Origin of the sequence: Curtobacterium sp. PhB170, from assembly GCF_003752345.1 — a bacterium.
GTDB lineage: Bacteria > Actinomycetota > Actinomycetes > Actinomycetales > Microbacteriaceae > Curtobacterium.
Window position 1 is genome coordinate 207,132 of the sequence record NZ_RJUM01000014.1, and the last position, 12,311, is coordinate 219,442.

Below are 12,311 nucleotides of genomic sequence, written 5' to 3' on the forward strand. Positions count from 1 at the left end.
CTGCGACCGGCCATCTGGCCGTGACCGACACACGGGCCGTGACCGACACCCGGGCGTCGACCGATGCCCGGGTGTCGGTCGGTAGGCTTGCCCGGTGACCGACCTGACCCCACCCGACATCGACCGCCGCGTGCGCGGCCCGGTGCGGGTCGTCGGCACCGGGCTCCTCGGCACCTCGATCGGTCTGGCGCTGCGCGAGAAGGGGGTCGACGTCGTCCTCGACGACGTCTCACCCGGCGCGTTGGCGCTCGCCGTCGACTACGGTGCCGGCCGGCGGCCCGAACCCGGCGACCAGCCGGAACTCGTGGTGGTGGCGGTCCCGCCGGACGTCGTGGCGACCGTCGTCGCCCGCGAACTGTCCGCCTACCCGGACGCCATCGTGACCGACGTCGCGAGCGTCAAGGCCGGACCGTTGGCCGAGCTCGTGGCAGCCGGCGCCGAGGTCACCCGGTACATCGGGTCGCACCCGATGGCCGGTCGTGAACGCAGCGGACCGAGCGCCGCCCGCGCCGACCTGTTCGTCGGCAGCCCCTGGGTGATCGCCGGACACGACGCCATCAGCTACCAGCGCGCCGCCGTGGTCGAGGACCTGGCGCTCGACGTCGGTGCCACCGTCGTGCCGATGGACCCGGCGTCGCACGACCTGGCCGTGGCCTACGTCTCGCACGTGCCGCAGCTCGTGTCGACGTTGATGGCCTCGCGGCTGCGTGACGCCCCGGACGGCTCCCTCGGTCTGGCGGGCGGTGGCGTCCGCGACGTCACCCGTGTCGCCGCGAGCGACCCCGGCCTGTGGGTGCAGATCATCGGCGCGAACGCGGCCAACGTCCGGCGGGTCCTGGCCGACCTGCGCGACGAGCTGAGCGGCGTGATCCGGGCGCTCGACGACCCCGCCGCCGCCGGGGCTCCGCGGACCCTGGCCGAGACGATCGCCGCCGGCAACCGTGGGGTCGAACGGCTGCCCGGCAAGCACGGCACCACCAAGCGCTTCGCCCAGGTGGTCGTCCTCGTCGACGACACCCCCGGGCAGATCGCCGCGCTCCTGACGTTCGTCGGGGAGATCGGCATCAACCTCGAGGACATGCGCCTCGAGCACTCACCGGGCGCGCAGATCGGCATCGTCGAGGTGTCGGTCCTGCCCGAGCAGGAACAGCGACTCGTCGAGGAACTCGAGGGTCGCGGATGGAGGATCGCAGCAGCATGGGCCTGAACGACACGAACGCAGCGACGAACGACTCCGGCGTGACCGGCGGGCCGGACGGTCCGGACTCCGGTCTGCCGACCCCGACCCCCGGTGACGGCGCTCGCGGTGGCGCGGACGGCGGCCCGCTCGGCGGTCCAGCCGGTGGCCTCGGCGAACCCGGCGGCGAGCCCGGTTCGACCAGCGCCCCGGTACCCGCCGGCCTGACCGACGGCGCCTACGTCGCGAAGATCGTCATCGCGGTCGACGGCCCCGCGGGCAGCGGCAAGTCGAGCGTCTCCCGCGCGGCCGCCCGCGCCCTCGGCTACGGCTACCAGGACACCGGCGCCGCCTACCGCGCCCTCGCCTGGCACGCCCTGCAGCAGCGGGTCGACCTCGACGACGCGGCGGCGATCCTGGCGAGCTGGGACACCTTCGACTACGCCATCGGCACCGACCCCGACGACTACTACGTGCGCGTGGGGGAGACCGACGTCACCGACGCGATCCGCACGCCGGACGTGACAGGCGCGGTGGCCCACATCGCGAAGCTCCCCGACGTCCGGCACCGCCTCGTGCAGCTGTTCCGGAACGTCATGCGGAAGACCGACGCACCGGGCATCATCACCGAGGGTCGGGACATCACCACGGTGGTCGCACCCGACGCCGAGGTCCGGATCCTGCTGACGGCCGACGAGTCCGTTAGAATGGCCCGGCGCTCGGCGGAGGTCACGACCCAGTCGGCCGCAGAGACCTCCGCCGCACTCGCTCGTCGAGACGCGGCGGACGCGAAGGTCGTCGACTTCATGAACGCCGCAGACGGCGTCACGACGCTCGACTCCACCGACCTCGACTTCGACCAGACCGTGCAGGCGGTCGTCGACCTGGCCCGCGCGGCCACGCACTGACGCACGACCGGACGGCCTCGGCCGCCTGGTCACACCACGGCCGGATCTCCGGCCCGGCCGGGAACGGCCACCGACACCGCGGCTCCGGCCGCTCGCGAGGAACCCACCATGGCTCAGTTGGACAACCCGGACAACGACGACTTCCCCCAGTACGACGACGCCCTCGGCGAGCGGCTCGCCGGACTCGACGAGGCCGAGGCCGAGCAGCGTGCGACCGCGCTCCGCGCCGGACTCGAGGAGTACGACCTCGAGGACGACGACCTCGCCCTGCTCGAGGCCGGTCAGGTCGGCGAGGACGGCGTCCACTACCTGCCCGCCTACCCGGTGCTCGCGATCGTCGGCCGCCCGAACGTCGGCAAGTCCGCGCTCGTCAACCGCATCCTCGGTCGTCGCGAGGCCGTCGTGCAGGACGTCCCCGGCGTCACGCGTGACCGCGTCAGCTACAAGGCCGACTGGAACGACAAGCGCTTCACGCTCGTGGACACCGGCGGCTGGGAGCCCGGCGCCGAGGGCATCAACGCCTCGGTCGCCGCGCAGGCCGAGGTCGCGATCGACCTCGCCGACGCCGTGCTGTTCGTCGTCGACGTCACGGTCGGGATCACCGCCACCGACGAGCACGTCGTCAAGATGCTCCGCGGCACCGACCGCCCCGTCATCGTCGTCGCGAACAAGGCCGACGACGAGCGCCGCGAACTCGACGCCTACGAGCTCTGGAACCTGGGGCTCGGCGAGCCGCACCCTGTGTCGGCTCTGCACGGCCGTGGCGTCGCGGACCTGCTCGACCTGATCATCAAGACGCTGCCCGACACCTCGGCCGTCGCCAAGCAGGAGGTCGGTGGCCCCCGCCGCGTCGCCATCCTCGGCCGCCCGAACGTCGGCAAGAGCTCGCTGCTCAACAAGGCCGCCGGTGAAGAGCGCGTCGTCGTGAACGACATCGCCGGCACCACCCGCGACCCGGTGGACGAGCAGATCGAGCTCGGCGGCAAGGTGTGGCGCTTCGTCGACACCGCCGGCATCCGGAAGCGCGTCCACATGCAGCAGGGCGCCGACTTCTACGCCTCGCTCCGCACCACCGCCGCGCTCGAGAAGGCCGAGGTCGCCGTCGTCGTCCTCGACGTCACCGAGCCCGTCTCCGTGCAGGACCTGCGCATCATCGACCTGGTGCTCGAGTCGGGCCGTGCGCTCGTCCTGGCCTACAACAAGTGGGATCTGCTCGACGACGAACGTCGCCGTTACCTCGAGCGTGAGATCGAGCAGGACCTGGCGCACGTCGCCTGGGCCCCGCGCGTCAACATCTCCGCCCGCACCGGCCGCCACCTCGAGAAGCTCGTGCCGGCGCTCGAGACCGCCCTCGCGTCGTGGGACACCCGCATCCCGACGGGCAAGGTCAACGCCTTCATCGCCGAGCTCGTCCAGGAGCACCCCCACCCCGTGCGCGGCGGCAAGCAGCCCCGCATCCTGTTCGGGACCCAGGCGTCGAGCCAGCCGCCGACGTTCGTGCTCTTCACGTCGGCGTTCCTCGACCCGCAGTACCGACGGTTCATCACCCGTCGACTCCGCGAGGTCTGGGGCTTCTCCGGCACCCCGATCAACGTCAACATGCGCGTGCGCGAGCGCCGGAAGCGCTGAGTCGCAGCTCCGTCACACACAACGCGTCCCGTCTGCACGGGGCGCGTTGTGCGTTGTGCGTTGTGCGTTCGCGTTCGGCCGGGAGGCCCGGAGCGCGTCCGCAGCGTCGGCGCGGCATCATGGGAGCGTGCGCATCGGGCGGTGGGGAACGGATCGACGTCGGCTCGCCCTGGTGGGTGCCCTCGTCGCCGTGGTCGTCGTCGGCTCGGTGTCGCTCTGGACGGTCTCGCACGCACCGCCCGAGGACGACGCAGTCAGCCGCTCCGAACGCGCTGCGCCCGTGCCCGAGCCCGCGCAGTCGCCCGCGGAGGGGCTGCAACCCTCGAACGGCCTCGGCATGCCCCTGCCCGAGGCGTCCCCGGCCGTGCAACCCGTCGATTCGTCGCCGATCGAGCCGTGGTGGCGCCGTGTCCCGCCGGTCTCCGGGGACATCGTGGGCATCGACGGCGCCGCTGCCTCTGGCCACGTCCACATCGCGGGGAACACGGGTGACGCCACCCTCGCGGTGGACATCTCGCACCTGAAGACGGGCGCGAGTGGCCCGGTCGACCTCGTGTTGTCCGGTGGGACGGTCACCGGTGGGAAGGACCCGGAGTGGACGCCGGCCGGGGAGTCCTTCGACGTCTTCCAGGCCGCCGGCGTCGAGCAGGGACTGACCGTCGTGCTGAGCGACCCGTGGACCCTGCCCGACGAGGTCCGCTCCCTCGTCCTGCTCGATGCGGCGACCGGCACCGTGCTGGGCGGCGCGGCGCTGGTGCCGAGCGACTGAGCCGGCTGGGCAGTCCCGCGCCGACCCGGAACGACATAGCCGACGTCGTGCGACCTCGAGGACGTCGTTCGGGGTCGGGGTTGGCGTCGGCGTCGGCGCGGTACGCCGACGGTCGCTCGATGCGGCACGATGTACTGGTGACGCAGCGCAACGACGGACTCGGTGGCCTCGCCGACCGTCTGTGGTGCCGGCTGCGGCTCGACCGGCTGGCCGGAGGTCGCCAGGGCGGGTACGTCATCCGCCAGGACATGCTCGAGCACCCCGACACCGTGCGGTCGTTCCGGTGGATCCGGTGGCTGCTCGTCGCGGAGACGATCGTCGGACTCGCCGCCATCGTCGTGGCCGTGCTGTTGACGCGCGCGGGGGAGACCGTGCCGTGGGCGGTGTGGTTCCGAGCGACGGTCGTGCTGCTCATCACCCTGACGCTCTACGTGTTCGCGTGGCGGGCACAGCTCGGGTACTACTGGGCGTACCAGCGGGTGCGGTTGTTCAGCCGGATCTTCCCGATCGTGACGCTCATCGTGGCGGCGATCCCCGGGCTGTACCCGTTCTGGATGGTGATCGAGCAGATCGTGTTCTCACTGCTCATGATCGGCATCGGCGACGTGCTCACCACCGACCACATGCGCGCCACGTTCCCCAAGCCCGCCCGCCGCTAGCCCCGCGCGCCGGCCGCCGACGCCGAACGACTCTGTCGATGTCGTACGACGTCGAGGAAGTCGTTCCGAGTCCGTACGCGCGCGCAGCGCTACGCGACCGTGGCCAGCGCGAAGGGCAGCACGGCGGCGGCACCGGCACGCCGGAGTTCGCGCCCCGCGACGGTCATCGTCCACCGACTGTCGACCAGGTCGTCGACGAGCAGCACCGGGCCCTCGTGGGACTGCAGGGCAGCGGCGAGCGACGAATCGACCACGAAGGTGTCCCACACGCCGGACAACCGGTAGGCGCTGTTCGTCGCACCGTCGCCGCGGGGCGTGCCGCCGTCCCGGTCGAGCGTGCCGAGGAACTGCAGCCGCCCGATGGTCGACAGCGCCTGGGCGAGGGACCCCACGAGCTGCGGCCGCGACCGCGAGGACATCGCCACGACCCCGGTCGGCCGGGTCTCCCACGGCCAGTCCTTGAGCGCCCGGACACAGCCGTCGACGAGCTCGCGGGAGATCGGAGCATCGGGCGTGGACGGTGAGAACAGTGCACGGAGCGGTCCACCCCAGCCGAGGTCGGTCAGACGAGCCACTGCACGACCGGGCTGCACGAGCTCGTCGGCGCCGATCTTGCCCCGCACCGAGACGCCGAGCGACGACATGCCCGACGGCCACTGGGCACGCGGGGCGATCTCGACGCCGACCTTGTCGAGCGCGGCAGCCGCACCGGACGAGTCCGAGTCGGAGACCGCGGTCGGGAACCACGCCCCGGCGCAGTTGTCGCACCGGCCACAGGGCTCGGCCGAGGGGTCGTCGAGGTCCTGCTGCAGCAGCTGCATGCGGCAGGCCGAGGTGGACTCGTAGTCGAGCATCGACGCGGCCTCCGCAGCACGGGCCGCTGCGACCCGCTCGTACCGGGGTGCGTCGTACTCCCACGGCTGCCCGGTCGACACCCAGCCGCCGGTGACGCGTCGGACGGCACCGTCGACGTCGAGCACCTTGAGCAGGAGTTCGAGGGTGGAGCGCTTGATGTCGACCAGACCCTCGAGCGCGACCGTCGACATCGCGGTGTCGGTGGACAGGGCACCGAGCACGGCGGAGGCGCGGGCCTCGGTCGGCATGGACGCACTGGCGAAGTACTGCCAGATCTCACGGTCCTCACGACCGGGCAGCAGCAGCACGTCGGCGTTGTCGGTGGCACGACCCGCACGGCCGATCTGCTGGTAGTACGCGACGGGTGACGAGGGCGCGCCGACGTGCACGACGAACCCGAGGTCCGGCTTGTCGAACCCCATGCCGAGCGCACTCGTGGCGACCAGGGCCTTCAGCTCGTTGCCCTTGAGCTGCTGCTCGAGCTGTTCCCGCTCGTCGGTGTCGGTGCGCCCCGTGTAGGCCCGGACGGCGTACCCGTTGTCGCGGAGCAGTCGGGCGATGTCCTCGGCAGCCGAGACCGTGAGCGTGTAGATGATGCCACTGCCGGGTAGGTCGCCGAGGTGCGCGAGCAGCCAGCCGAGCCGCTGCCGGGCGTCGGGCAGCGTGAGCACGCCCAAGCGCAGCGACTTGCGGGCGAGCGACCCACGGATCGTGAACACCGGGTCGGCCGGGCCAGCCGTCAGCTGCTCGGCGACGTCCTCGACCACGCGCTCGTTCGCCGTCGCGGTGGTCGCCAGGACGGGGACCCCGTGGGGGAGGGACCGGATGAGCTCGGCCAACCGGCGGTAGTCCGGCCGGAAGTCGTGTCCCCAGTCCGAGATGCAGTGCGCCTCGTCGACCACGAGCATGCCCATCCGGGCGATCAGGGTCGGCATCTGCTCGTCGCGGAACTTCGGGTTGTTCAGGCGCTCGGGGGAGACGAGGAGCACGTCGACCTCGTCACGGGCGAGCGCGGCCTGGGTCTCGCCCCACTCGTGTGCGTTCGCGGAGTTGATCGACACCGCACGGACCCCGGCCCGGGCAGCTGCAGCGACCTGGTCGCGCATCAGTGCGAGCAGCGGCGACACCAGGACGGTCGGGCCACCACCACGACGCCGGAGCAGCAGGGTCGCGAGGAAGTACACCGCGGACTTGCCCCACCCCGTGCGCTGCACGACGAGGGCCCGCTGCCGGTGCTCGACCAGGGCGGAGATCGCCTCGAGCTGGCCGGGGTGGAAGACCGCGTCGGGGCGCCCGGTGAGCGCAGCGAGCGCCTGCTGTGCCTCGGCGGCGATGTCCGCAGAAGGCGAGACGACAGACGGAGCGGCGGTGGGGGTGTCCATGCCCCCATGCTGTCAGGAGCAACCGACGAAAGCCGACCCGCGCCTCCCGACTGTGGACAACGCGACGGAACGCGCTTACTGGTAGGTGACCAACGACGGCGTCGGCTGCACGTCCGCCATCGTCTGCCCGGGCGTCAGCATGGGCGTGTCCTCGTCGTAGAAGTTCTTCCAGCCCCAGTGCAGGCCCTCCGGAGCACCCTCGTGCAGCGCCTTCCACGTCGCCTGCTTGTCCGGCTGCGAGCCCTGCCCGTCGACGTGCACGAGCATGTCGAGCTCCGGGTGCGTCTTGAGCGCATCACGGTCCTGGATCATCGAGAGCCGGAACTGGTGCAGCACGAGCGCCTTCGGCGGCAGCCCCTCCTTCTCGACGAGCGACGCCAGCCACGAGGACACCTCGTTCACCTCGGACGCCGACACGCTGCCGATCTGCTCGAGCGGCACCTGGTCCTCCGTCAGCCGCCACTCCGGGTCGAGCGCGAGCCAGACCCCGGGCTTCTTCAGCAGCGACTCGTACTTCTTCGCCTGCGACAGGAAGTCCGAGCGGCCCGGCTGCAGGTCGATGATCACGGGCATGTCGGCGTCGTGTGCAGCATCGACGTAGGGCTCGAGCGTCGACACCGGCAGCTCGGTCGAGTAGTCGCCGTCCGCCCCGGCGTCACCCGCGGCGACGGTCGCGATGACCTCCATCGCGGGCGTCACGAGCTCGTCGGACTCGGCCCGGTACGGCTTCGCGACCTGCTCGGCGCGCTGGACGGTGGCCTCCGGCCCCTGTTCGCCGAGCACGCCCAGCGCCGGCGCGCCGGGAGCCCCGTAGAGCGCCACGTAGCGGTGCCCGTCGAACGGCCGCTGGCCGCCGTTCCGCAGCTGGAAGCCGCCCTCGGCCGCCCGTACCGTCCACTCCGGGTCCTGCAGCGCGTCGAACGCCGCACCGACCAGGACCGTCTGGTGCTGCCTCCGCTCGTGCAGCGCCGTCACCACGTCGGGTGCGGCAGCCGGGTCGGTCACGCCCTCCGGCATGGTCACCACCTCCGCACCGGCGGCCTTCGCGGTCGCCACGGCCGCAGCGTCCGCGCTCGCGTCCGCCACCACCACGGTGGCCTGCCGGGAGGCCCGGGTCGACTCCGGCGCGTCGCCGCCCTCAGGCGCCTTCCGCTGTTCGACGTCCGTGTCGACCGACACGTCGCCCTCGGCCTGGTACCAATCAGCCCCGAGCCGATCGAGCTCGCGGGCGACGGCAGCGCCGCCCTTCGTGTCCTGCTCGTCCTTCGCGGTCAGCAGCACCGGAACGTGGGCGCTCGCCGCGGCCTTCGCGGCATCGGAGATCGCGTCGGCATCGCCGGCCGTCGCCACGATCGCGCCGGGAGCACTCGCGAACAGGGCCGTGCTCACCCGCACCGACCGTGCCGCAGCGTCGGAGGCATCGGCGACCGTGACCGTCTGCGCCGTGGCCTTCACGAGCGTCGGGCGGCTCGTGTCCGGGCCACTCGAGGTACACCCGGCGGCTCCGAGCAGCAGTCCGGAGACCGCGATCGCGACGAGGACACGAGGGGTGGGACGAGAACGCATCGGGCCACCCTACGAGCCACGCGGAGAGGTCCCTGGGAATCCGACGGGTGTCGTCTCGTAGAAGGGAGGCATGCCCCAACACCCCGACGACCACCCGCTCATCGGAGCCGTCCGGTCGCCCGAGGTCCACTGCATGACCCTCAACGTGCGGCGCCGCGTGCCGCGACCGTCCGCGCACCCGGACGCCTGGGAGCGTCGCCGCGATGCCATCACCGCGCTCGTCACGTCCGAAGCGCCCACCGTCCTCGCCGTCCAGGAGGCCCTCCCCACGCAGGCAGACGACCTCACGGCCGGCCTCGGATCCGGTTGGGAGCCCGTCCTGGTCGGGCGCGGCGCGCGTGGCGATGGGGAGCAGGTCGGGCTCTTCCTGGACCGCTCGCGCCTCGACGTCGTCGAGCGCCGCACCTGGGCACTCTCCCGCACACCCCACCGTCCCGGCTCGCGGTCGTGGGCCACGTCCTTCCCCCGGCACGCCGTCGGAGCCGTCGTCGACGACCGCGCGACCGGCATCAGGTTCCTGGCCGTCGCCACCCACCTCGACGTCGCCTCGCCGTGGGCCCGACTGCGGTCCGCCGAACTGCTCGGCCGGATCGTCCGGCAGCGCGGCCTGCCCGCCGTGGTCATGGCCGACTGGAACAGCCCCGCCGGTTCCGCACCATGGCGAGCCCTGGCGGAGGCGGGGGTCGAGGACAGCTGGGGGCGGGCCTCCAGGCAGGTGGGTGAGCCCTACGGGACGTACCCGCACTACGGGAGTCCGCGCGTCGCTGGCCGGCGGATCGACGGGGTGCTCGTGACGTCCGAGGCGGAGGTGGACCGCGTCGCGGTCGACGTGCGGCGGCCGGGCGGCGTGTGGCCGTCCGACCACGCCGCCGTGCACGCGGTCGTGCGGTGGGCGTCGTGATCGCCACGCTCGGACCGACGTTCCTGCGGCCGCGGTTCCTGGTGGCCGACGTGGTGCGGGCGCTGACGCTCGTGAGCGTCGTCGTGGCGAGTGTCGGGTGGGGTGGGACGGCGTTCCCGGTCATGGCGCTGGCGCTGCTCGGCGTCGTGGTGCCGCGGATGCTCGGGTTGCGGCCGGCCTTCGACGTGGCGGTGTGCGTGCTCGTGCTCCTCGCCGGGTGGTCGAGCGTGCTCGAGTGGTACACGACCGTGTTCCTGTGGGACAAGTTCATGCACGTCGTGCTCACCGGGCTGCTCGCCGCCGTGCTCTACGTCATCGGTGCCGACCTGCGCGCGGTGCCGGCGCCGGACGGGGAGCGCCGGGTGGTCGTCGCGGTCCTCGGGCTGTGTGCGGGACTCGCGATCGGGGCGGCGTGGGAGATGGGGGAGTGGCTCGGGCACAACTTCGTCGACTCGGCGATCTACGTCGGGTACGACGACACGATCGGGGACCTGGCGGCGGACGGGGCCGGTGGGTTGCTGGTCGGGATCGGGTTGCCGTGGTTGGCGGCGCGGCGCGAAGTGGTGCGGCCGGGGTGACGGTCTCGCCCGGGGGGGGGGATCATGCCGTGTGGGTTGTTCGGGCGGCTCGGGTTGCTCGTCGCTCCGACTCGCCGTGGCACGGAGGGGGTCTGACGTCCGCTATGCTGGACCGGTCGCTCGCGCTCCGGTCGGACGTGGGCGAGGGTCCTCCGGGATCCTGAGTTCTCCGGAACTCGCGGGCTGTGGCGCAGCTTGGTAGCGCACTTGACTGGGGGTCAAGGGGTCGCAGGTTCAAATCCTGTCAGCCCGACCGAACGGCCGGCTCGGACATCGTCCTGAGTCGCCACGACGAAGAAGCCCACCGAGGATCTCGGTGGGCTTCATCGTTTCGGTGGCTGTCGTGGGGGACTGCTGCAGGTTGGGTTGACTCGTTGGTTTAGGCCGCGAGTGCTGCCTGTGGGTTGATGATTGCTTCGTACTCGATGGGCGTCAACTTCCCGGGACCGCGCTGTCGGCGCTTTCGGTGGTAGGTGCCCTCGATCCAGTGCACGATCGCGAGCCGCAGTTGCTCACGAGAAGTCCATCGGTGCCGGTTGAGGACGTTCTTCTGCAGCAGCGCGAAGAACGACTCCATTGCCGCGTTGTCCGCGCACGCCCCGACCCTGCCCATCGACCCCAGCAGTCCGGCATCCGACAGCGCTCGAACGAACTTCTTGGACCGGAACTGGCTGCCGCGATCCGAATGAACCACGGTGTGGAGCGGGTCGCGGCGAGAGATTGCCATCTGCAGTGCCGCGACGGCGAGCGAGGATCGCATCCGAGAGTCGATGGAGTAGCCCACGATCCGGCGGGAGCACGCGTCCTTCACAGCGCAGAGGTAGAGCTTGCCCTCGCCCGTGTTGTGCTCGGTGATGTCGGTCAACCACAGCTTGTCCAGATCCGGAGCGGTGAACGCCCTCCGCACCCGATCGTCATGCACTGGTGGTCCGGCCTTCCGGGTCAGGCCCCGTTTCTTCGCGTGCAGTGACCAGAGCCGCTGCTGCGAGCACAACCGCCAGACACGCCGCTCCGAGACGAGCAGGCCGGCTGCGTGGAGGTCGTCAGCGATGAACCGGTACCCGAACGTCGGGTCGTCGCGGTGCGCGTCGACGGCGGCATTGGTCAGGTGCGCGTTCTCCCAATCGCGGCGGCTCACCGGGTTCCTCCGCCATGCATAGAACGCCTGCTTCGTGAAGCCCAACACCCGGCAGGTCACCGCGACCGGGATCCGGTCGGCGGCGAGTTCAAGGACCAGCGGGTACATCATTTTGGGAGATGGGCTTGGGAGAGATACGCGGCAGCACGGCGGAGGATCTCGTTCTCCTGCTCGAGTAGCCGGTTCCGTTTCCGCAGTTCTCGCAGCTCCACGTTCTCCACAGTCGTGACGCCCGGCTTGACGCCATCGTCGACGTCGGCGCGGCGGAGCCAGTTCGTCACCGTTCCCTCAGATATCCCGAAGTCCTTCGCCACTTGATGCAGCGGGATCTCGCCCCGGCGGGCAACCGCGACCACATCGCGTCGGAACTCCTCCGGATAAGGCTTGGCCATGATCGACATCCTTCCACCGAGGACCAAGTCCTCAGAGGTCAGGAGTCAACCCAACCTGCAGCAGTCCCATCTGCCCGAGCACCTTCGATAGGTGGAGATGTGACCTGATCCTTGGTCACTCTGGAGAGCACGAGTGTGTCTACGGGAGCGAGCGGGTGCGTTGGAACGAGCGGGCCACAGGTCACGCGCTCCGTGAACGAACTCGATTGCCGAGGTAACTGGCGGCACGTCGGACGTCGCCTGCTTCCCCTCCTCGGAAACGAGCAACGCCCCGTCGCGAGCGACGGGGCGTTGGCCGTTCCGGTCTGCCATGCACAGCCGGAGTACGTGGGGTGTTACTTGATCTGTGCGGTGATG

10 protein-coding genes and 1 tRNA gene are annotated in these 12,311 nt (G+C 71.2%); 8 read left to right on the top strand and 3 right to left on the bottom strand.

The features are described 5' to 3' along the window. The first annotated feature begins 94 nt into the window (after positions 1-94). The 5 genes from EDF40_RS18050 (at position 95) to EDF40_RS18070 (ending at position 5,142) form a co-directional block, all read left to right on the top strand. On the top strand, positions 95-1,207 hold the full coding sequence (locus tag EDF40_RS18050) for a prephenate dehydrogenase (RefSeq protein WP_123341019.1): 1,113 nt from the start codon (positions 95-97) through the stop codon (positions 1,205-1,207). Between the two features lie 194 nt (positions 1,208-1,401). Beyond that, complete coding sequence (gene cmk / locus EDF40_RS18055) at positions 1,402-2,085, top strand: (d)CMP kinase (RefSeq protein ID WP_214546585.1); 684 nt, start codon at positions 1,402-1,404, stop codon at positions 2,083-2,085. 108 nt (positions 2,086-2,193) lie between these two features. Beyond that, positions 2,194-3,714: a ribosome biogenesis GTPase Der gene (gene der, locus EDF40_RS18060; protein ID WP_123293896.1), complete on the top strand. Its 1,521-nt coding sequence runs from the start codon at positions 2,194-2,196 to the stop codon at positions 3,712-3,714. Positions 3,715-3,841: 127 nt separating this feature from the next. Next, entirely contained in the window at positions 3,842-4,483 is a 642-nt protein-coding gene (locus EDF40_RS18065) for a hypothetical protein (RefSeq protein ID WP_148053902.1), read from the top strand. Positions 4,484-4,620: 137 nt separating this feature from the next. After that, complete coding sequence (locus tag EDF40_RS18070; RefSeq protein WP_123293894.1) at positions 4,621-5,142, top strand: hypothetical protein; 522 nt, start codon at positions 4,621-4,623, stop codon at positions 5,140-5,142. A gap of 89 nt (positions 5,143-5,231) precedes the next feature. Here EDF40_RS18070 and EDF40_RS18075 read toward each other — a convergent pair whose 3' ends face one another. Together EDF40_RS18075 and EDF40_RS18080 are read right to left on the bottom strand one after the other, a co-directional pair. Then, positions 5,232-7,379, bottom strand: a complete 2,148-nt coding sequence (locus tag EDF40_RS18075) for an ATP-dependent DNA helicase RecQ (RefSeq protein ID WP_123341016.1) — start codon at positions 7,377-7,379, stop codon at positions 5,232-5,234. 75 nt (positions 7,380-7,454) lie between these two features. Next, entirely contained in the window at positions 7,455-8,945 is a 1,491-nt protein-coding gene (locus EDF40_RS18080) for a hypothetical protein (protein WP_123341015.1), read from the bottom strand. Between the two features lie 70 nt (positions 8,946-9,015). Between EDF40_RS18080 and EDF40_RS18085 the strand changes: the two genes are divergently transcribed. The 3 genes from EDF40_RS18085 to EDF40_RS18095 all read left to right on the top strand — a co-directional run bounded on the left by EDF40_RS18085 (position 9,016) and on the right by EDF40_RS18095 (position 10,677). Beyond that, positions 9,016-9,846, top strand: a complete 831-nt coding sequence (locus tag EDF40_RS18085; protein ID WP_123341014.1) for an endonuclease/exonuclease/phosphatase family protein — start codon at positions 9,016-9,018, stop codon at positions 9,844-9,846. Beyond that, entirely contained in the window at positions 9,843-10,424 is a 582-nt protein-coding gene (locus tag EDF40_RS18090) for a hypothetical protein (RefSeq protein WP_148053901.1), read from the top strand. Before EDF40_RS18085 ends, EDF40_RS18090 begins: the two co-directional genes overlap by 4 nt. A 179-nt stretch (positions 10,425-10,603) precedes the next feature. After that, positions 10,604-10,677: transfer RNA gene (locus tag EDF40_RS18095), tRNA-Pro, on the top strand. 126 nt (positions 10,678-10,803) lie between these two features. On the opposite strand, the gene EDF40_RS18100 is transcribed toward EDF40_RS18095, so the two are convergent. After that, a protein-coding gene (locus tag EDF40_RS18100; protein WP_395863131.1) for an IS3 family transposase occupies positions 10,804-11,954 on the bottom strand; the annotation gives its coding sequence in 2 pieces (ribosomal slippage) (positions 10,804-11,684 and positions 11,684-11,954; 1,152 coding nt in all). Positions 11,955-12,311 lie beyond the last annotated feature (357 nt).